Source organism: Alloacidobacterium sp., assembly GCF_035631355.1.
Lineage (GTDB): Bacteria > Acidobacteriota > Terriglobia > Terriglobales > Acidobacteriaceae > Alloacidobacterium.
In genome coordinates, this window is the sequence record NZ_DASQIX010000036.1 from 24,588 (window position 1) to 44,615 (window position 20,028).

15 protein-coding genes are annotated in these 20,028 nt (G+C 57.0%); 4 read left to right on the forward strand and 11 right to left on the reverse strand.

From position 1 onward, the window contains the following. Window positions 1-103 precede the first annotated feature (103 nt). Complete coding sequence (locus VEV40_RS06515; RefSeq protein ID WP_324831000.1) at window positions 104-1,456, forward strand: Gfo/Idh/MocA family oxidoreductase; 1,353 nt, start codon at window positions 104-106, stop codon at window positions 1,454-1,456. Here the strand turns inward: VEV40_RS06515 and VEV40_RS06520 are convergent. Next, window positions 1,453-3,591, reverse strand: coding sequence for an alpha-galactosidase (locus VEV40_RS06520; RefSeq protein ID WP_414637818.1), 2,139 nt, complete (start codon window positions 3,589-3,591; stop codon window positions 1,453-1,455). The genes VEV40_RS06515 and VEV40_RS06520 overlap by 4 nt on opposite strands. Before the next feature lie 185 nt (window positions 3,592-3,776). On the opposite strand from VEV40_RS06520, the gene VEV40_RS06525 reads away from it, so the two are divergent. After that, a complete protein-coding gene (locus VEV40_RS06525; protein WP_324831003.1) occupies window positions 3,777-4,463 on the forward strand; it encodes an alpha/beta family hydrolase in 687 nt (228 codons plus the stop codon). A 26-nt stretch (window positions 4,464-4,489) separates the two neighbouring features. Here VEV40_RS06525 and VEV40_RS06530 read toward each other — a convergent pair whose 3' ends face one another. The 7 genes from VEV40_RS06530 to VEV40_RS06560 all read right to left on the reverse strand — a co-directional run bounded on the left by VEV40_RS06530 (window position 4,490) and on the right by VEV40_RS06560 (window position 11,265). Beyond that, complete coding sequence (locus tag VEV40_RS06530) at window positions 4,490-4,732, reverse strand: hypothetical protein (RefSeq protein ID WP_324831006.1); 243 nt, start codon at window positions 4,730-4,732, stop codon at window positions 4,490-4,492. A gap of 124 nt (window positions 4,733-4,856) precedes the next feature. Beyond that, complete coding sequence (glgP, locus tag VEV40_RS06535; RefSeq protein WP_324831008.1) at window positions 4,857-6,617, reverse strand: alpha-glucan family phosphorylase; 1,761 nt, start codon at window positions 6,615-6,617, stop codon at window positions 4,857-4,859. A gap of 204 nt (window positions 6,618-6,821) precedes the next feature. Further along, on the reverse strand, window positions 6,822-8,000 hold the full coding sequence (gene galK, locus VEV40_RS06540) for a galactokinase (RefSeq protein ID WP_324831009.1): 1,179 nt from the start codon (window positions 7,998-8,000) through the stop codon (window positions 6,822-6,824). A gap of 32 nt (window positions 8,001-8,032) precedes the next feature. After that, a complete protein-coding gene (locus tag VEV40_RS06545; RefSeq protein ID WP_324831011.1) occupies window positions 8,033-9,010 on the reverse strand; it encodes a hypothetical protein in 978 nt (325 codons plus the stop codon). Continuing rightward, complete coding sequence (locus tag VEV40_RS06550; RefSeq protein ID WP_324831013.1) at window positions 8,956-10,320, reverse strand: pyridoxal phosphate-dependent decarboxylase family protein; 1,365 nt, start codon at window positions 10,318-10,320, stop codon at window positions 8,956-8,958. Before VEV40_RS06550 ends, VEV40_RS06545 begins: the two co-directional genes overlap by 55 nt. 29 nt (window positions 10,321-10,349) lie before the next feature. Next, complete coding sequence (locus VEV40_RS06555) at window positions 10,350-10,988, reverse strand: CDGSH iron-sulfur domain-containing protein (protein ID WP_324831014.1); 639 nt, start codon at window positions 10,986-10,988, stop codon at window positions 10,350-10,352. A 10-nt stretch (window positions 10,989-10,998) separates the two neighbouring features. Further along, the gene (locus VEV40_RS06560; RefSeq protein WP_324831015.1) at window positions 10,999-11,265 is read right to left on the reverse strand and encodes a UBP-type zinc finger domain-containing protein; all 267 of its coding nucleotides are present in this window, start codon (window positions 11,263-11,265) and stop codon (window positions 10,999-11,001) included. Between the two features lie 335 nt (window positions 11,266-11,600). Between VEV40_RS06560 and cax the strand changes: the two genes are divergently transcribed. After that, on the forward strand, window positions 11,601-12,695 hold the full coding sequence (cax, locus tag VEV40_RS06565) for a calcium/proton exchanger (RefSeq protein WP_324831017.1): 1,095 nt from the start codon (window positions 11,601-11,603) through the stop codon (window positions 12,693-12,695). Between the two features lie 5 nt (window positions 12,696-12,700). Here the strand turns inward: cax and VEV40_RS06570 are convergent, their stop codons facing one another. Then, window positions 12,701-13,468, reverse strand: coding sequence for a carbonic anhydrase family protein (locus VEV40_RS06570; protein ID WP_324831018.1), 768 nt, complete (start codon window positions 13,466-13,468; stop codon window positions 12,701-12,703). Between the two features lie 259 nt (window positions 13,469-13,727). On the opposite strand from VEV40_RS06570, the gene VEV40_RS06575 reads away from it, so the two are divergent. Continuing rightward, the gene (locus tag VEV40_RS06575; protein WP_324831019.1) at window positions 13,728-14,192 is read left to right on the forward strand and encodes a hypothetical protein; all 465 of its coding nucleotides are present in this window, start codon (window positions 13,728-13,730) and stop codon (window positions 14,190-14,192) included. Between the two features lie 164 nt (window positions 14,193-14,356). Here the strand turns inward: VEV40_RS06575 and mnmG are convergent, their stop codons facing one another. After that, a complete protein-coding gene (gene mnmG / locus VEV40_RS06580) occupies window positions 14,357-16,429 on the reverse strand; it encodes a tRNA uridine-5-carboxymethylaminomethyl(34) synthesis enzyme MnmG (RefSeq protein WP_324831021.1) in 2,073 nt (690 codons plus the stop codon). A 77-nt stretch (window positions 16,430-16,506) separates the two neighbouring features. Beyond that, window positions 16,507-19,827: a TonB-dependent receptor gene (locus tag VEV40_RS06585; protein WP_324831023.1), complete on the reverse strand. Its 3,321-nt coding sequence runs from the start codon at window positions 19,825-19,827 to the stop codon at window positions 16,507-16,509. Window positions 19,828-20,028: the final 201 nt, after the last annotated feature.

Here is a 20,028-nt window from a genome sequence, read left to right on the forward strand (position 1 = left end):
TCGCAAGGCCGTCTGCCCTAATAGTGTTAACAGGCCCTGGATTGGCCGGGCACGCGAAAGAGCGGCAAGTGCTGCGCCAGACAAATTCGAACAAGGAGATGAAGTGCAAGATTTGAATCGCAGGAATTTTCTAAAGGTCGCGGGAGCGGCAACGGCTACAAGCTTTCTTGGAGCAGGAACGCATATGCTGGCGCAGGCCCAGAACGAACCCGCAAAGCCAGTCGCAGCCAATGACCATATTCAGATCGCCCTCATCGGCGCGGGCGGCCAGGGGCAATATGACACGAAGACCGCCGTGCAAGTCCCCGGCGTGAAGCTTGTGGCCGTGGCTGATTGCTATGACGGACGGCTCGCGCACAGCAAGGAGCTTTGGGGCGAGGATGTCTTCACTACCCGCGACTACGCGGAAGTTCTCGCGCGCAAGGACATTGACGCCGTCATCATCGGCACGCCTGACCACTGGCACAAGCAGGCATCCATCGACGCCATGAAGGCCGGCAAAGATGTCTATTGCGAAAAGCCAATGATCCATCTCTACAAAGATGGCCCGGAGATGATCGAAACCGCGCGCGCCACGAACCGCATCATTCAGATCGGCAGCCAGCGCGTCAGCTCGATGATTTATGCCAAGGCGAAGGAACTGCTTGCCGCTGGCGCAATCGGTCAACTCAATATGGTGACGGCGCGCTGGGATCGCAATTCGGCCATCGGCGCATGGGACTACACCGTGCCGCTCGATGCTTCTACGGAAACCTGCGACTGGCCGCGCTTTCTGGGCACGGCGCCGAAAATTCCCTTCAATGCCGAGCACTTCTTCCAGTGGCGCAAGTGGAAAGCCTATGGAAGCGGCGTAGCCGGCGATCTCTTCGTTCATCTATTTAGTGGAACGCACTTCATTACCGGATCGCATGGCCCAACGCGCGCCATGGCTACTGGCGGTCTGCGTTTCTGGAAAGATAGCCGCGACGCGCCCGACGTGATGCTCGGACTTTTTGACTATCGTGAAGGGTTCAACCTGAGTCTTCGCGTGAACTTTGTGGATGGCGGCGAAGAAAGCGAAGGGCTGCTCTTCACCGGATCGGAAGGCACGATAGAAATCGCCGGGCCAAGTCTCATCCTGAGCCGCGTGCCGCGCGAGAAGGAACCGGGTTACACCGTCAGCACCTTCACGGAAGCGATGCAGAAGCAGATCATCGCGGAATACTTGAAGAAGTATCCGCGCGAGCATCCCAGTGGAGAGCCGTCCGCGCGATATGAAAAATACGAAGCTCCCGAGGGATACAGCGACAGCTACGACCACTTCAAGAACTTCTTTGAAGCGGTACGCACCCGTAAACCTGTGGTGGAAGACGCAGTCTTTGGGTATCGCGCCGCCGGAGCTGCGTTACTGAGCAATCTAAGCATGGAACGTGGCGCCGTAGTCCACTGGGACCCCGACGCCATGAAGCTGCTCTAGTTTTTCCGCTCCAGAGTGAACGCGGCGGCCTGAAAGTCGCCGCGCAGCTCTACATCCACTCCATGCTCCATCCAATACGCGCCGCTTGCTTCCGCAGGCGTGTCCGGCGCCAGTCTGCTGTCCATTGCGTCAATGCGGTAAACCGCCTTCGCATCCAGTCCCCGCAGGTAAAGCCGCGGGAAAGGATATAGCTCCGTGCTGGAATGCAGAAAGGCAAAGACGACCGCCTGATGCCCATCGCGCGAGACTGATTCGGTAACCGACTGCTCACTATTGTTCTCCGGCGTAATGAGCCGATACAGCGACCCGCGTTGCACCGTCTCGCGGATGCCTTTGTATTGCGCGACCATCTTTTTCGCGGTGTCGAAGTCTTCCGGCGTCCACTTATTCAGGTTCGCGCCGATGCCAAGCGAGCCTTGCATCGACGACAGGAAACGATACTCAAGCGACAGCGTGCGATGGTTGACCCACGTAGGAGAATCCGTGACCCAGGCCATCATCACTCCCGGAGTGTAGGCATAGGTGAAGCCGTTCTGGATTAGCAGCCGGTCAAAAGCATCGGTGTTGTCTGAAGTCCAGACTTCGTCGGTCAGGCGCAACACACCCAGATCGACGCGTCCGCCTCCGCCTGAGCAGCTTTCTATCTCAATCTTCGGATGCTTCTCGCGAAGCTCGGCAAGGATGCTGTAGTAGTTGCGGATGAAATCGACATACACCTTCTTCTCGTCTTCAGGCGCGACGGCAGGCCAGCCCGGCTCTGACCAGTTGCGGTTGTAATCCCACTTGAGGAAGGCAATGTCATTCTCGTTCAGCAATTTGTCGAGAACGTTGAAGACGTATTCGCGAACGTCTGGGCGGGCAAGATTCAGCACCAGTTGATTGCGGGCCTCAGTGCGCGGGCGTCCAGAAAAATTCAATACCCAGTCCAGATGCTTGCGATAAAGATCGCTGTCCGGATTGACCATTTCCGGCTCTACCCATAACCCGAAGTCCATTCCCAATGAATGCACTTTGTCGATCAGCGGTTTCAGCCCGTGCGGAAACTTCTGCGGGTTCACGTACCAGTCGCCAAGCCCGGCATGATCGTCCTTGCGCTGGCCGAACCAGCCGTCATCCATCACAAAGCGCTCAACGCCAATGCTCGCGGCCTTTTCGGCAAGTGCCATCTGTCCAGCCTCGTCGACGTTAAACTCCGTCGCTTCCCATGAGTTGTAGAGCACAGGACGCAGTGCCGGATGCGGCGCGTGAGGCAAGATGGAATCAATTTCAAAGCGATGCAGCAGGCGCGACGCTCCGCCAATGCCTTCGCTTGAGTAGCCGCCATAAAAATACGGCGTCTGAAAGTGTTCGCCCTTTTGCAGGCGATAGCCGAAGTCGAAACTGTTCGGCCCGCCGCTGATGCGCACCTGCTGCAATGTGTCCTGCTCGACGGTGATTTCCCATGAGCCGCTCCAGCCCAGCGCGCCGAACCACACGCTGCCATGTTCGGAATCATTGCTGCCTTCGCGGTCAATGGCAAACCACGGATTATTCTGGTGCCCTGTGGTGCCGCGCCGGCTTTCGAGCACGGTCTTGCCGGGCTGCACCGGCTGCTGCTGCACATTCCATTCGGCCCCCCAACGGCCTGAGAGATAACGGAGGCGATAATCTGTGCCTCGCGGCAGGTTCCATGTCGCGGAGAAAGCCTGCTCGATAGTGAACTGCTCGTTTGTGCGGTTTTCAATTTCAGCCGAGCGGCGAATGATGCCCGTTTCTCCGTCCGCCTTGTATTGCAGCGTGACGTAGACTTCGAGCGAAATGTCCTTCATCAGGATGTCGAGCTCGTCGCCATTAATTTTGTGCGAGACGTATTTCAGCGCCAGGTCGCGATTACCATCAGGAAAGGTGATCTTCAGGTCAGGCTCGACGTAGAGACCGCCTCCCCATCCCACATATTCATGTGGAGTGGTAGTGACCGGCAGATCGAAAGATGAGTGTCCCGGCATCGCTTTCGCGGCGGCAAAATGGTCGCCATCAGCCAGGCGCGCGCCCCAATACAGCGATTGCACCTGCTGGTTCTCATTGATTCCCAGAACATACGTTGTCTTCGACGTATCGATACGAAAAACCTTCGTATTTTCGTCAAAACGAATCATCGCAGGATTGCTCTGCGCGTTGGCCGTGAAACCGGCAAATGGGAACAGAAAGAGGACGGCGAACGCGCACAAAATAAAAGCGCTTCGATTGTAAGCGTTTTCGTAGCTGCGGCAAGGCGAGACATGTTTCGGATTCATAGGTTTCACTTACTGCCGGATTGTATTTGAAATTGACCTGAAGCGGCGTGCGGTACGCTCTTGATATGAGCAATGAGCGCCAATTTTTCGACACGAGCGGCGACGAACGGGTTCGAGGCTTCCTGCATGAGCCTGCTGTCGCAAACGGCGACTGTCTTATCCTGACGCATGGCGCCGGAGCGGACTGCAAGGCTCTGCTGCTGGTTGCGCTCGCAGAATGCTTCTACTTATCCGGATGGACTGTCCTGCGTTGTGATTTGCCCTTCCGCCAGGAGCGGCCGCATGGTCCACCGCCGCGCGGAAGTGCGGAACGCGACCAGAACGGACTTAGAGCGGCAGTTGCGTCCATGCAACGGCAGACTCCAGGGTGCATCTTTCTTGGCGGCCATTCCTATGGAGGCAGGCAGGCCTCGATGCTGGCTGCAGCAAAGCCGGATCTGGTCGAGCGGCTTCTTCTGCTTTCCTATCCACTTCATCCGCCACAGCGCCCGGGAGAATTGCGCACCGCGCACTTTCCATCGCTGCAAACACCTGCTCTGTTCGTGCAGGGAACAAAGGATGGCTTTGGTTCGATTGCCGAAATAGAAGCCGCGCTGAAGTTGATTTCGGCACGAACAGAACTGTTGCCGGTGACCGGCGCAGGACATGAGCTTGCATTAAAGAAAAATCGCGCCGAGGTCGCGCAGACGATAGCAACCGCATTTCAACGATTCGTGGATTACAAGGCCGCTTAAGTCAAAGACGAGTGCAGGCCAAACGCCTACATTACAAGCGCAACCCGCTCCAGTTCGGCTTGGAGACAATCGACGGAACAGCCTATGCCTTCCAGACGCGGCAACACATCAGGCACCAGCGTTGAGTCGGCCCCATATCCGTGCGCAGTGAGAAATGCGATGACCAGTTCGGCAGCCTGTCTCGAATCAATTCCCGCTTGCATCAATTCCTGCCGCAGGCGCGAAAGCTCCGCCATCGAAAATTTCTCAACCATCTTCTTCTCCGCCATGGCGCATTCCTCGTCAAGTTAGACGCTCAGGATTCGCTAACAGCAATTTGAACACTGTACTAAACGATTTGTTATGCCGTCTTGGTTCCAGCGGTGGAAGTCTTTCGTAAGGTTGAATAGGTTACTAGCTTGTGAGGGCAGGTTCAGGCTCTTCGGCTGGCTCGTCAACACGCTGCTCCGGGAAGTATGCGTTGACAACATATTGTTCCAGCATTCGTTGCGTATTGAAGAAGGAGCCATTCAGCGCGATGGTGGAGCGCATAATGCGCCGCCATTGCTGCGGATGTTCGTAATAGAGCGGCAGCAGCACATGCTCGAGCTGATCGTATAATGAGTTCGCTTCGTTGGCCTCATCCTCGTGGTCTTCGATGGCCCAGCCGGTAACACCTTCAATCCAGCCTTCAATCCACCAGCCGTCAAGAATGCTCAGGCTGGGAACGCCGTTCAGGGCCGCCTTCATACCGCTCGTACCGGAAGCCTCATAAGGGCGCTTGGGCGTATTAAGCCATATATCAGCGCCGCCAGTCAGCAGCGCGCCGAGCGTCCATTCGTAGTTTTCAAGATAGACAATCCGCAACGTATCAGAATTGAGCTGCTTTGCGAGCTCGATAACGTGGCGAATCTTTTCCTTGCCTGGTTCATCCGCTGGATGCGCCTTGCCGCTGTAAATAATCTGCAGACCGCCGCGCTCATGCGCGCAGCGCACCAGCCGTTCCGGATCGGTAAAGAGGAGGTCGGCGCGTTTGTAGGTGGCTGCGCGACGCGCGAAACCAATAGTGAAGACATCGGGCTTAAGCTCGACTCCCGCACGCTGCGTGACAGCGTCGATGAGCAATTGCTTCGCTGCCGCGTGCGCGCCCGCTATTTCTTCTTCTGGAATGTCGATGGCATAACGCAGAGTCACATTGTCATGGCGCCAGCGCGGCATGTGATGGTCATAAAGGCCCTGGAAAGCCGCCGAAGTCCATGTAGCTGCGTGCACGCCATTGGTAATGGCGCTGATGTTGTACTCAGGAAACATCGAGCGCGACACTTTCCCGTGCTGCATGGCAACGCCGTTTACAAAACGCGAGAACCGCAACGCAACATATGTCATGTTCAGCAGGCCCTCATGAATACAGCCATGGTGTTCGAGGAAGGAAAAACGCTCAACACCAAGAATGCGGCTTGCCTCACTGAGGTCGAAGCGATCATGGCCCGCAGGCACGGGGGTATGCGTAGTAAAGACACAAAGCTCGCGGACCGCGGCCATATCCGCATCGCCGGCTGATGCAAGCGCTGCGCCATTCAACTGGTCTTCCATCAACGCAAGCGTCAGAAATGCCGCGTGCCCTTCATTCATGTGGTAAACGCTGGCCTTGTATTCCAACGCATCGAGAATGCGCACTCCGCCGATGCCAAGCACCATTTCCTGGCGGATCCGATAGTCATTCTTGCCGCCATAGAGACTGTCGGTAAGCTTACGGTCATCCGGCGCGTTCTGTTCCAGATCGGTGTCAAGAAAATAGATGGGGATTCTGTGTCCTGTCACGCCGATCAGGTCATAGCGCCAGGCGCGCAGCGCGACATCCCGGCCTTCAATCGTAATCGTGACGACAGGCTCTTCAGGCGTAAGCTTTTCTTCAATGTTCCAGGGTTGCGGCCCTTCAGTCTGTTTGCCTTCGGCATCCAGAAATTGCCTGAAATATCCCTGGCGGTGCGCGAGCGTAACTGCGGCCAGAGGCAACCCCATATCGGCAGCGGAGCGAAGCGTATCGCCGGCAAGCACACCCAGACCACCACTGTATGTGGGCATGTCCGGTGCAACCGCAATTTCCATGGAAAAATAAGCGATGCGCGAACTCTCATTAGGGCTGAGAGCAAAAAAACCGGTTGAAAGACTCATTCAATTCATCTCCCCGCGCATAACAGTCAACAGATCACGGCTGTCGACAAACGTTTGCGCGGATACTATCTCCAACGCCGCCTGATTTCCATCACGGCAAGCGCGCAAATCTGCTCTCAGATTTTACCAAGCGTTTTCACAGAAACGCGCGGATAAAGCGATGTATGTAAAATCAGCATCTGCTTGTTCTGAGAAATGAATATCTTAGCGATGTGAAACGACGACATCTTGCCCAACTTTATGTGCGCCCGCAGATGCGCGGCTCTGATAAATCTCCGGATGGATGCCCGTGGCCTTCTCATACGCCGCCGAAATGCTTGCAGCGAATTGTGCCGCGTGATTCGATTCGACAAGGTTCACGGTGCATCCGCCGAAGCCTCCGCCTGTGAGGCGCGCGCCTACACAGCCTTCCAGTTTGTTGGCCAGCTCGACCATGATGTCAGCTTCGGGGCAGCTTGCTTCAAAGTCATCGCGATAGCTGGCGTGGGCTTCTGCCATTAAGCGTCCTACGGTAGCAAGATCTTTCGCCTCCAACGCGTCCGCCGCTGCTACTGTACGATTGCTGTCAGTAATGATGTGACGGCACCGCTTGAGCACGTTTGGAGGCATTTCGTGTCCCCAGCGCTTGAGGTCGTCAACGGTCGCGTCGCGCAGCAGGCGAATTTCCGGACGATGGCGTCGGAGGATCGCCGTGCCTTCTTCAACTTCAGCACGGCGCGTACCGTATTCGCCACCCGCATGGGAGTGCTTCACCATGGTGTTGCAGATCACCAGACTCAGGTGTTTCGGAATGGGCGCTAACCGGTAGCCAAGACTGCGGCAGTCCAGCAGCAAAGCGTGATCGGCAGCGCCACAGCATGAGACGAACTGGTCCATGATTCCGCACGGAGCGCCGACATAGTCATTTTCCGCGCGTTGGCATAGCAGGGCGACTTTAGGTAGGGGAAGCTCAACCCCCGCGACATGGAGCATGGCCAGCATACTTGCCACTTCAATCGAAGCAGAGGAACTCAGGCCCGCTCCCAGGGGAACATCGCCGTCGAGAGTTAGATGGAATCCGGGAACGCTGATTCGCTCCTGCTGCAGGACTGAAAGCACGCCAAAGGGATAGTCGCTCCAGTGGTGCGAACCGTGTTCGCCAATCAGATCGAGCGAGAGAGATACTGATTCGTTGAAATTCCTGGAAAAGAGTGTCGCATTGCGGTCGGCAGCGGGAGAAACAGCCGCCAGAGTAGCGAAGTTGATCGCTGCCGGCATCACAAAGCCATCAGCGTAATCGGTATGCTCGCCAATCAGGTTGACGCGGCCCGGAGCCATGAAGACTTCAGGTTCCTGGCCAAACCGTTCCCTGTGGAGTCTCCTGATACCGCTTACATCTGGCATTTCATCAGCCTCAGGAAAAATAACCACTCCGACTACAATACACTACCCACTCGTAATTCGAGCGCCCAGTGGTCTTGCGCTTGAGGCTCAAGCTTCCGCGCGCCGCCTTGCGTCATCACTGTCGCCAGGGAATCGCCCATCGCAGTGCATGGTTCAGGAGCAACGCATTGCTGCCGGTTTACTCCGCCTTCCGGCCAGCCGCCATAGCAAATCCAAAGCCCCAGAACCGGCAAATCCTTGGGATCAAAATGCAATTCAATCCGGCATTTCAACCGCTTGCGCTCGATGGCGCACCAGCCTTCCTGTGGAGACTGCGCGAAAAGCTTGTCGCCGGTTCTATCAGTAATCCTGCCGGCAACAGACAGATCGATAATTTCCTGATTGGCTAATTTCGTCTCAGGCCAGGGCTGCTTTGCCCCCCGCCTACCAAGACGGTTTTCCGCCGTGCCTTCGACTGTGACCTCGCGGACCGAGTCCGGCAGCAGAATGCGGTCTCCCGGCTCGACGGCGAACAGCGGATGCGCCGACCAGATGTATTCCACTGACTCTTTACTCAGATTCTGGATCCGATAGGCAACATGTAGGCAATCACCGTCAAGCCGCAGGGTCTTACTGAATCGCAGCCGAAGACTGAACCCGTCAGCGGACATTTCGAGTTCCGTCCCGCTCCGCGAAAGCGTCTGCCAGGGAACCTGCCAGAAATCTCCGTGGTCAGGAACCGACACCTTTCCCGAAGCTGTTTGCACCTCGCAGGCGGCCACCGAGGGAAGGCATTCATCCCACCCGCTGGCGTCGCTCTCATCGAATCTCATGTATGGAACGCGCGGAGCATACGGCCGCAACGGCTGCTGCAGCAATTCTTCTCCACTGGAAACGATCTGAATGGAAGCGATCTTTCCGCCAAGTGAAGGTAATACGGTCACGCGAAGGACGCCGTTTTCCAGCACGGCTTGTTCTATTCGTCCGCTGCTTTCATTGCTTTCGACGCTGCGTGGCTCAACCTTTTCCATATCTCATCCACCCAGTCAAGGTGTTCTGGCTTCATCAGCACGGATCGAAGGCATGTAACTTTGCTGCCGGCTGGCGCGTCCGGCCACGCGTTCTCTCCGAAATAGCTGATCGGTATCTGGGCAAGCGCCAGGTGCAAGTCCTCTGCTGCCGCATGATCGAATACTGCCGTAGCGAGCCTGGAAGATTCCTGCAATGTACACGCTTTCACAGCGAACACCAGAATGTCCAGTTCCGGTTCAGGACCAGTAAGAAATCGTTTGTCCTTTCGTAACCTTTCATAGATGCGCAGTGTCGCCTTTAGGCCGCACGCCAGTCCATTTGCGAACTCGCCGTCCGGCCTCAGCGGCAGAAGCCTTTGCGTCGCCCATAAGGCGGTTGCAGCGGCTCCGGCGCGAGAGCATTCCAGGCTGATTTCGCCCAGATGCAATTCACTCGAAGTGAAGTAAGTGTAGGGAGAGTCGTGCTTGTAAAGGCGGCCAACGGATGGATCGCGAAAGAGGATGCAGCCGCATCCGTATGGCTGCAGGCCGTGTTTGTGTGGATCGACAACGATGGAGTCAGCCTCATGAATATGCGAGAAGGCCTGGGCTGCATCTTCTGCCAGATTTGAGACCAGCTTGAAATAGCCTCCATAGGCCGCATCAACGTGGATGCGGAATCCGTAGCGCTGGCGCAGATCGAGAATCCGGTCGAGCGGATCAACCGCGCCTGACGAAGTCGTTCCCAGCGTCACGACGACCGTTTCCACTTCGCCGGACTGCAAAGCAGCCTGAAGCGCGGACAGGTCCATGCGGCCGCGAGCATCAGCTGCGATGCTTGCAAATGGCAGGCGCAGCACGGCGCTGATGCGGTTGTGGGTATAATGGGCGTTCTCTGAGGCGACGATTTTCTTTCCCGGAGCAAGCTCGCCTGCGACCCACAAAGCTTCGAGGTTCGCGAATGTCCCACCGCTGGTCAGATGGCCCAGGTATTCCGTCCATCCAAACATCGCCGCGATTTCGCGGACAGCTTCGACTTCAAGATGCGAGCTGGCGCGGCCTCCATCGAGCGCGTGGTTGTTGGGGTTGAGCCACATCGCCAATGCGTAGGCTGCGCGTGCGATAGGATGCGGCGGCTTCAGCATCTGTCCGGCGTAGAGCGGGTGGAAGTAGGGATAGTTGTCCGCGAGACGCCCAGTGATCTCTGCCAGAACCGAACGCATAGCGTCAGTCGATGGTTCCTCAAAGTCGCGAGTGGGCAGATGCGCGAATGACTGCTGCAACTGAGGCAGCGCTTCACGCAGAAGTTCGACCGCCTGATCGTGTTTCATAGGTGGCCACAGAATACCCGCTTCAACGTTCAGCCGGTAAATCCAATGCGCTTGTGGCTCCCGTCACAGAAGGGCTTGTTAGCCGAAGCGCCGCAGCGGCAGAATGCGGTCTGAGTGACCACAGATGCGGTCTGGCCATCGCCGTTCCTGACAATGACGGCTCCCTTCGCCAGCAGAGGGCCATTCGGCGCGAGGGTCAGGGTCACAGGCCCATTTGCCGCCTCGCCATTCGCAGCATCGGAAGCAGCTGGCCCAGGATCGGTAAATCCTATGCGGTAGTGAGAATCATCGCAAAATGGTTTGTTGGCCGAAGCTCCGCAGCGGCAGAAGGCGGCGCGGGTTTCCTTGAGCAGGCCATCCGACAGACTGATCTCCATGTCTCCGCGCATCAGCAACGGGCCGTTTGCGGTCACGGTGACGGTATTTTCGGCATCCGGCTCCTCGTTGAGAGAAGCGTCTTTCGCGCGATAGTGCAAAGCGCCGGTCGGGCAGCGATGGATGACCTCCGCTGTTTTGGCCGGGTTTTCGCCATCGGGGCTGACCCATGGACGTGCGTCTTTCTGAAATACTCCCGGCGCGCCGTGAATGCACTCTTCAGCGTGAAAGCAGCGCGCCACATCGTACAGGATGGTGATGCCTTGGCCTTCGTACTCTCTCACCTTGCTCATGTTTACGCCCTTATTGCAGGTACGTTTCGTCGATGTAGCACCAGCGCCAGCTCTCGCCGCGCTCCGCCGACTTGATGATAGGGTGCTGGGTCGCATGGAAGTGCGCGCGGGCATGGCGGTTCTTCGACGAGTCGCAGCAGCCGACGTGGCCGCATTCCATGCACATGCGGAGATGCACCCAGGTGTCTCCGGTTTTCAGGCAGTCTTCACAGCCTTTGCTGCTGGCCTTAACGTTCTTTTCGTGATCCTTGACGTGGGGACAGGTTGCTTGCGCCATTCGCCTCCTCCCGATGATTGAGACTCACCATTGTGCTCCGATTTGCAGCGATGCGTCGAGCCGTGGCGTCACGGCGACTTTACGATCCCGCGATTCAGGTCAGGCAGGATTCTCATGTGAACGAAGCAAATTTCTCCACGTCTCAACAATATCAACAGCTGGAAATACCCTCGCCTGTGAAGGCGTCCTTGGGATTGTTCCTTACTAAATTAATCGTGCTTTAATTACTGCTCTTCTTCGGAACATTCGGTTGACAGATCTCGAATGTCAGGCGCTTAATTCGGTACTTACCGTGACGATACCACCAAAGGACGAGGAGAACCTGAGGTGAACCGATGAAGCAGCTACTCAAGGAAATAGGCCATAACCCGCTGTTATGGGGCTTGGCATTCGTCCCGATCCTGTTCGTGTGTCATTGGCTTATACCCGAATCGCACACGCTCTTATTTATTCTCTCGGTACTTGCCATCATACCTCTGGCGGCTCTATTAAGCCTTGCCACGGAATCTGTCGCGCACCGGACTGGAGACGCAGTCGGCGGACTGCTCAACGCCACACTGGGAAACCTGACCGAATTGGTCATCGTTCTCGCCGCATTGCAATCCGGTCAGTACATGCTGGTGAAGGCTTCCATCGCTGGCGCGATCGTCGCCAACACACTCTTTATGCTTGGGGCATCGTTCCTGCTTGGTGGACTTAAACACCATCTCCAGGAATACAACCGGGTAAACGCCCGCTTTCAGGCGGGATTGCTCTTCCTAGCCACAGTAGCGCTTCTGGTTCCTTCAGCCGTCAAGGAAGCAGACTCGCCAGCGGGATCGGCATTCACCCAGAAGTTAAGCCTGGCGCTGGCCGTGCTGCTCCTCGCCACATACGCACTGGGGCTCTTGTTTTCACTTAAGACCCACCGCGAGTTGTTTGCCGTTGCGGAATCCGGTGAAAGCAGCGAGGCGCCACTGCCTCTCGGTGTAGCCCTCGGCACACTGGCCATCGTCACCGTGCTTGTCGCACTGGTCAGCGAGGTATTTGTCGAGTCCGTACAACAGGCAGCATTGTCCTTTGGTATGACGCCAGCGTTTGTAGGCTTCATCGTCGTGGCGCTGGTGGGCGGCGCGGCGGAGATGGGTTCAGCGTTTTCCGGCGCCCGTAAGAACCGACTCGACTTGAGCGTAGGCATTGCGCTGGGAAGCGCCTCCCAGATCGCGCTGTTTGTCGCGCCTGTGCTGGTGCTGCTGAGTTATGTCATTGGCCCTCAGGCAATGGACCTGCAGTTCTGGCCGGGCGCGGTGGTCATGATGCTGATCGCCACAATGGCAGCGGCCCTGGTCACCAGCAGCGGACGATCTACCTGGTTTGTCGGGGTGTTCGTGCTGATGGTTTATCTGGTCTTCGCGATGACGCTGTATCTGTTACCCCCTCGGGCACACTGAAAGCGCTACTTGCTTTCCATAACGACCCGGTCGTAAAGCTGCTGGGTGGGCCGGGCATCGTTGCGGTAGATCTTCGAAAACTGCTCGATCTCCGCTGCCGTAACCGTCACAGGATGCTTCAGCACATACCATGTCACGCCTTCACTGCATGGAGGTGTCGTGAGCGAACCATCAAACGTGTAGTAGCCGTGATCGGCGGGCAGCAGCCGGGCCACTTCAATCTGGATATTGTTGAGGTGTTCTTCCTTGTCCTTTTCCTTCGGCAGGTCGTTCCATAGTTCGTGCACCAGGGGGTTGTCCTCTCCCTTCTGAAGCAGAATTGCAACCACCGCCAGCTTGCCATTGGGATCGGCGTGCACCAGATGCGCCGTCATTGCAAAACCTCTGCCGTCGATCTTCTCTTCGCTTGGCCTGTGGAAATGGAATTGTTTGAGTTCATACTTCTTGCCGCCCACAAACATAAAGCTTCCGGGTGCGTAATTGATCATGATCGTATGGCCGTTATCAATAATGTCCAGCGGCGAAGCTTTGTAATCAAACTGGATGGGCGGCAGGTCGGCCCTTTGAGGATTGCGGATGTCGATAGGGGACTGGTGATGCCCATTCACGCACTGAGCAAACTCCGGCTTGAGTTCGCCCCAATGGCTTGGCCCGTGCAACTGTCCATAGTCCCAGGTATGTTCCGGATGCGGCTGCTCCTGCGCCAGGCCGGCGGCGGTTAGCGCGAGAGAGCAGCAGATGATTGCGAGGAAAGGACAGTTCCGAATCTGCATATCAGCTCCAATAAGTAACGCTGGATTCCTGACCGCATTGTCGCGACTATTCTACAGAAACCCTGTTTCGCGACAGCATGTTTTCATAAATGGTTTTGGGTAGAAGCACCGGCCTTCAGGCCGGTGAATTTGAGCCGCAAATCGAGAGGCTTTAGCCTCGGCAAACCACCCAAGAATTGGGTCTGACGGATTTATGAAGCACACTGTAGTTTCGGAATCACGAATTGCTCAAGACATCCATGAATGTCATGCTAAATAGATGAAGCAAGGATTTTTACTCTCGGCCATTGCCGGATTGCTCCTGGCCGGTTCCATGTCGGCCACTGCGCAGGAATTGGGCTACTGGCGCGCGGCAAGTGCGGAAGCCAAGTCTGTTACCGGCGATGTGGGATTTTCCGACGCGAAGCTGACCATCTATTTTTCCAACTTTGACATTGTTCATGCAGCCGATCTTGATTCGGCGCAGGTCAGCTCCGTCTTCGATGTGGACAGCAACAACACCGCCAACAAGGGCCATCTCTACAAGATGAACATACCCGGCGCCAGGAAGTTCCTGCACAAGAACACCCTGTGTGAAGGTGAAGATACGCAGTGGGTCGCAGCGTATGTTGAAGGGCGCACGCTGCACCTCGCCTTCTTCTCCGGGCAGAAAGTCCCTGTCTTTACGCTGGATGCAATCTCGAATTCATCGGCCCTGTGCGGGAGGTATAGCTACGAGCGTTGAGTGTGCTCTCGCGGCTTACCGACTCCTCGATCTCCAATTGCCGTTCGATGGATGCTACTAAGGTCCGCTCAAAGCCTTATCGATCTGTTTGGAATCATAACAATCGATCAGTTTTGACTGGGTTTTTGTTCGATGTATGTCGAAATTGTTTACTGCAAACGCGACTAAGTGGCACGCGCAAGTCCACGCTTCGCCTGAATCTCAATATAGACGTTGATGAGCGTGAGCGCGGCTGGGGTTACACCGGGGATGCGGCTAGCCTGTCCAATAGTTTGCGGGCGGACGCGGATGAGCTTTTCCTGCATCTCGCGGGAGAGGCCGCTGACGTTCTTGTAGTCGAACCATTCGGGGATGGCTCGCTCTTCCGCCTTCTTGAGCTTGTCGATGGCCTTCTTCTGCTGGTCAAGATAGCCCGCGTACTTGATTTCGGTTTCGACGGACTTGAGTTCGTTTCTAATGTGCGCGGCTAAAGGATGAAAAACAGGTCCTTCACTGCGCTGCGCTTCGCTCAGGATGACAGCCTCATGAATCCATGCACCAAAGAGAGCGCTATCCGTAGTTAGCAATTCTTCACGAATCACCGGGAAGAGCGCATCAATAGTCACCTCAGGGCGCTTGAGCAGTTGAGCATAGGTCTGTCCGGCGATGTTGCCGAGTTGCGCAGCCAGTTCCGGCAGAAGCGCTTGCAGGCGCTCAAGGTTGACCTTCTTTGTAGACAGCAGCTTTTCGAGGGCCACAGCGCGCGCCTGCTTCTGCTCGTAGTCAGTCCAGGCTTCGTCGCTGATGAGTCCTAGGCGGCGGCCATGAGGCGTGAGGCGGCGGTCAGCGTTGTCGATGCGCAGATGCAGGCGGAACTCGGCGCGCGAGGTGAACATCCGGTACGGTTCGTTGGTCCCCTTGCTGATGAGGTCGTCGATCAGGATGCCGGTGTAGGCTTCAGTGCGGTCGAGCGTGAATGGATGCTCGCCCTTAACATAAAGAGCGGCGTTAATGCCGGCCATCAGGCCCTGGCAGGCAGCTTCTTCATAGCCTGAAGTCCCGTTGATTTGCCCGGCGAGATAAAGGCCCTCGAACTGCTTGACGCGCAGGCTTCTGTCGAGTTCGGTCGGATCAATGGCGTCGTACTCAATCGCATATCCCGGCCGCAGCATCTCTGCGTTTTCGAGGCCGGGGATCGAGTGGACGATCTGCCACTGCACGTCCATCGGCAGCGAGGTGGACATGCCGTTGACATAGACCTCATGCGTGTTCAGGCCCTCGGGTTCGAGGAAGAACTGGTGCTGCTCCTTGTCCGGGAACTTAACGACCTTGTCTTCGATCGACGGGCAGTAGCGCGGCCCAGTGGCCTTGATCTGGCCGGAATACATGGGCGAACGCGAGACATTTTCGCGGATGAGACGCAGCGTCTCCGGCGTGGTATAGGCGATGTGACAGGATATCTGGCGCTGTTCAATCTCTTTCGTGCGGAAGCTGAACGGAGTCGGGTCGGCGTCTCCGGGCTGCTCATCAAACCTGCTCCAGTCAATCGTGCGGCCATCCAGGCGCGGCGGTGTTCCGGTCTTGAGGCGGCAGCCGCGCAGGCCGAGACGCTTCAGCGCCTCGCCCAGCAGAACAGAAGGCGGTTCACCGCTGCGTCCCGCGGGGTAATTCTCTTCTCCGCAATGGATCAAGCCATTGAGGAACGTTCCCGTGGTGATGACGACAGCGTCAGCGTGGACGATGCGGCCGTCACGCAACTTCACACCGATGATTTTGCTCGGCTTATCGGCTGCATTACCTTCCCACCCTATCGCAAAAGACGCGATAGGATGGGGCACCCTAGTGTCTTCATTTGAAGCGACGTCAGCAAACACCACATCCGCGACTTCGGCCTGCTTGATAAACAGATTCGGCTGCGACTCGAGCACCTCGCGCATTTTTACGCGGTATTGCTGCTTGTCGCATTGCGCGCGCGGCGACCACACGGCAGGACCGCGCGAGGTATTGAGCAGGCGGAACTGGATGCCGACAGCGTCGGCCACTTCGCCCATGATGCCACCGAGCGCATCGACTTCGCGGACGAGATGGCCCTTGGCGATGCCTCCGATGGCCGGGTTGCAGGACATCTGCGCAATGAGGTCGAGATTCAGCGTGAACAGGGCGGTGCGCAGGCCCATGCGGGCCGCGGACATGGCCGCCTCGCAGCCGGCGTGTCCGGCGCCGACCACGACCACATCATACTGTTCCATAAAAGGCATTGAGCAGCTTCTATTTTACCGTGCGCCATAAGAAAAACGCGGCGGCCGAAGCCGCCGCGTTCAGGTAAACCGCTTCTTTAGAACTGGAAGCGGACCGCCAGTTGCAGCTGGCGGACGTTGTAGGCGAAGTTGCTGTTGTTGGTGCTCGTCGTCTGCGAGAAGGGCACCGAATACGGCGTGAGCGTGTTGAGGTGGTTCACGTTGTCGAGCGTCACGTTATAGGCAGTCGCGTTAACGGCGGTCACGTTCGGGTGGTTGGCGATGTTGAAGGCCTCGCCGAGAAATTCCAACGCGTACTTATCCTCGAATTTGATGCGCTTGGAGAGGCGCAGATCGAGAACGTTCGTTCTTGGCTGCTGGAAGTTATTGCGATTGATGACAGGAACGCGGTTGGCGCCGCCCGATCCGTTGAACGAGCTGGTGCTGATGATGCTCTGTGTCGTTCCTGAAGTGTCATAGAGCGTGCTGGATGCGCCGTTGATATTCGCCGAATACGTCAAACCGGTCTGCATGGCATAGCTGGGTGAGATCTCGAAGTCATTGACGAGGTAGCCGAGCCAGCCATTGGCGTGCCACCAGGAATCGCCGACGCCGTAGACGACGAGGCGGTTGGGCACGTTCTGGTTGGAGTTGCCATAGTCGAGGCGGATATTGGTCGGGTCGAGCAGCGAGGTAGCGCTGGCGCCGGTGGTGTTGTTCTGACCGAAATCAAGAGCATGCGACCAGGTGTAGTTGGCGTTCAACTCAACATGGTGCGACATGCGGTGCTTGAACTGGGCGACGAAGGCCTCGTAATTCGAGGTGACGCCGCTGAAGATATCGGTGATAGATCCATAGGCAGGGTTGGGGCGGAAGTTCTTGGTGGTCTCGCGGAAGAACGCATTGGTCGTAAAGGTACTTCCATTGCCCAGAGGTCCGAGCTGTCCAGGATCGTTGACAATGAAGTTGACCGCTGTGGGAGCCGGCAGGTTGGTGTCAACGAAGTCGGGCAGACGGCGTCCCCAGGAGCCGAGCCATGAGAGGCTGAAGACGCTGTCCCAGCCCATATCCTGCTCAAGGGTAAGGTCGGCCTGATGGATCAGGGGCAGCTTGAAGTTGGGATCGAAGTAGTAGGCATTGCCGCCGGCTCCAGCGATGTTAGAAGTGCTGGTGAGCACCTGCGGGAATGTGGGAGCGCCCGGGGTCGTCGTCGTGAAGGAGACGGACACCTGTCCGGCGGGAGCACCGGTGGCGGATAGAGCCTGGTAGATGGTCGAGTTGATGGCGCGCGCGAAGAACATGCCGTATCCGCCGCGGAGGACGGTTTTGCCGGCGCCGTAGACGTCATACGCAAAGCCGACACGAGGACCGATGTTCGACTTGTTGTCAGGCATGTGAGTTGTCTGCGGGATGGCTGCGTTGGGGACGATCGGACTCGGGAACTGCTCGTACTCGTAGCGAATACCTCCGGTCAGGCTGAGGCGCGGTGAAAACTTCCATTGGTCCTGAGCGAAGCCGGAGTAGTCACCCGTCGTGAAATCGAATCCGGGAGAGCCGAAGGCCTGACCGAATCCCCCGCTGTAATGGAGGGCGCCGGGAGCCGTCGCTGCATTCTGCGAAAGATAGAGATCTCCGAGATAGTTGCCGATGGGCGTTGCGCCGGTGTAGCTGTATCCGCCGTACTGATTGTAGAGATTCTGGACCAGATCGTAGGTGTGGATGTAGTCGCCACCGAACTTAAAGTCGTGGTTGCCGCGAATCCATTCGACGGTGTCGGCAATCTGCCAGCGGCGCTCGTCAGGATAGGAAGGACGCTGCAGGAACTGCGGCGTGCCGAACTGGAAGAATCCGGAAAGGAAGACGTTGACCGGCAGACCGAGAGGATTGACGTAACCGCTCGGCGTGTTGATGAGGTTGTTCTGCTCGTATGTAGTTGGCGACTGGGCGAACTCGTATTCGAAGTCGCGTCCGTACATATAGCGAGCTTCGTTGCTGAGCGACGAAGTCAGGAAGGTGTCGAGCTTACCGACAATCCAGTTGTCGCGGACGTAATCGTTGCCGAAGCTGCGGATACCATAGGCGACGGCTGGGCTGGTCTGGATACCTGCAGGCGAGGTCCAGCGCATACGGTTGGCTTCCACGGAAACGTGATTGCGGGAGTTCACCTGCCAGTCGAGGCGTGGGAAGTACAGGGTCTGGTCGCCGGTACGGGGCACGGTGCCAAGCATGCTGGTGAGGTTCGAAATGCCCTGCGTGTAGACGCTGTAGGCGCTGTTTCCCGCACCGCTATAGGAAAGGCTGGTGATTTTAGAAATCGCGCAGACTTGCTGGTCCTGATACGACAGGCCTGACGAACTGCAGGTTTTGCCTGCGGGAAGCGTGGGGTCTGCCGGGTTGAAGAAGTTGGCATTCGCCGTTGTGCCGGTGATGGTCGCCGTACCGGGGAAGTCATGATAGAACTTGTCGGCGGCGAAGAAGAAGAAGAGGCGATCTTTCAGGATAGGACCACCAACACCGAAACCATACTGGCGGCGAAGGTCAGTCGGCTTGAAGGGCAGAACCTGGTAGGTTCCGGCGGGAGTCAGGAACGGCTTCGTAACAGAGGCATTGGTTGCGGCCCAGGCGGAGTCACGGTCGTAGTAGTAGCCTTCGCCGTGGAACGAGTTGCTACCGCTCCTGGTAACCGAGTTGACGATGCCGCCAGCGGAGCGTCCATATTCGACCGAGTAATTCGAAGTGTTGACTTGGAACTCCTGCACTGCCGCTTTCGAGAAGGAGTAGCCGGCGCGGGTGCGGCCACGCTCTTCAGAGAAATACGCCTGATTGTCGTCGGTGCCGTCGATGTTGACGTTGTTGAGCAGGGTGCTTGCGCCGCGAAAGCTGAGCAGGCCGTAGCCGTTGGAGTCGTTGACAACGCCGGGCGTAAGCAGCGAGTAGGACGACCAGCGGTAGTTGCTGACGGGCAGATCGCGCAGGACGGTTGTCGGAATCACGCCGGCAAAGTCAGCCGAAGTAGTGTTGATGACCGGCGCTTCGCCGGTGACCTCGATGGTTTGCGTAGATGAGCCGATGGTCAGACGCGCTTCGAGATCGGTGAGCAGGCCGACCTGTACAGTCAGGTCGGTGGATTTGTAGGCGTTGAAGCCACCCGCTGTAACGGAGACGCTGTAGGTTCCGGGCTGCAGATGAATGATGCGGAAATAGCCGGATCCGTCCGTGGTGGCAGTCTGCTGGGCATTGGTGCCGTTGTTCTGGACGACAACGGCGGCATTGGGAACGACGGAGCCACTGTTGTCCATGACGGTACCGCCGATCGCACCATCGACTGAGCTTTGCGCATATGCCCTGGACAAGCATGCACATGCGATAAAACATACGAGCATTGCGGCGAGCGAGGTTCGCCGTAGTCGTTGCAGCATTTTGGCTCTCCTAAAAAATTGAAACTCTTTCTGTCGGCCTGTACCCAACATTGCAGGTACGCATTAACGTTATCTCTGGGGCGCGCAATAAGTATTGATAGGCGCAAGGAATCAGAGACAGCCGCCTTCAGATTCCCATAACTGCTTTACAAACTCGTTAATAGGGATCGAGACCGCTCTTACTGTGTGGTTCCATAATAA

Bases quoted from the DNA above. Each gene is read 5' to 3' on its own strand.
- VEV40_RS06530 (WP_324831006.1), bottom strand. From the start codon at position 4,732: ATGGCGGAGAAGAAGATGGTTGAGAAATTTTCGATGGCGGAGCTTTCG.
- VEV40_RS06545 (WP_324831011.1), bottom strand. From the start codon at position 9,010: ATGGAAAAGGTTGAGCCACGCAGCGTCGAAAGCAATGAAAGCAGCGGA.
- VEV40_RS06550 (WP_324831013.1), bottom strand. From the start codon at position 10,320: ATGAAACACGATCAGGCGGTCGAACTTCTGCGTGAAGCGCTGCCTCAG.
- VEV40_RS06560 (WP_324831015.1), bottom strand. From the start codon at position 11,265: ATGGCGCAAGCAACCTGTCCCCACGTCAAGGATCACGAAAAGAACGTT.
- VEV40_RS06585 (WP_324831023.1), bottom strand. From the start codon at position 19,827: ATGCTGCAACGACTACGGCGAACCTCGCTCGCCGCAATGCTCGTATGT.
- VEV40_RS06570 (WP_324831018.1), bottom strand. From the start codon at position 13,468: ATGCAGATTCGGAACTGTCCTTTCCTCGCAATCATCTGCTGCTCTCTC.
- glgP (WP_324831008.1), bottom strand. From the start codon at position 6,617: ATGAGTCTTTCAACCGGTTTTTTTGCTCTCAGCCCTAATGAGAGTTCG.
- galK (WP_324831009.1), bottom strand. From the start codon at position 8,000: ATGCCAGATGTAAGCGGTATCAGGAGACTCCACAGGGAACGGTTTGGC.
- mnmG (WP_324831021.1), bottom strand. From the start codon at position 16,429: ATGCCTTTTATGGAACAGTATGATGTGGTCGTGGTCGGCGCCGGACAC.
- VEV40_RS06520 (WP_414637818.1), bottom strand. From the start codon at position 3,591: ATGATTCGTTTTGACGAAAATACGAAGGTTTTTCGTATCGATACGTCG.
- cax (WP_324831017.1), top strand. From the start codon at position 11,601: ATGAAGCAGCTACTCAAGGAAATAGGCCATAACCCGCTGTTATGGGGC.
- VEV40_RS06555 (WP_324831014.1), bottom strand. From the start codon at position 10,988: ATGAGCAAGGTGAGAGAGTACGAAGGCCAAGGCATCACCATCCTGTAC.
- VEV40_RS06575 (WP_324831019.1), top strand. From the start codon at position 13,728: ATGAAGCAAGGATTTTTACTCTCGGCCATTGCCGGATTGCTCCTGGCC.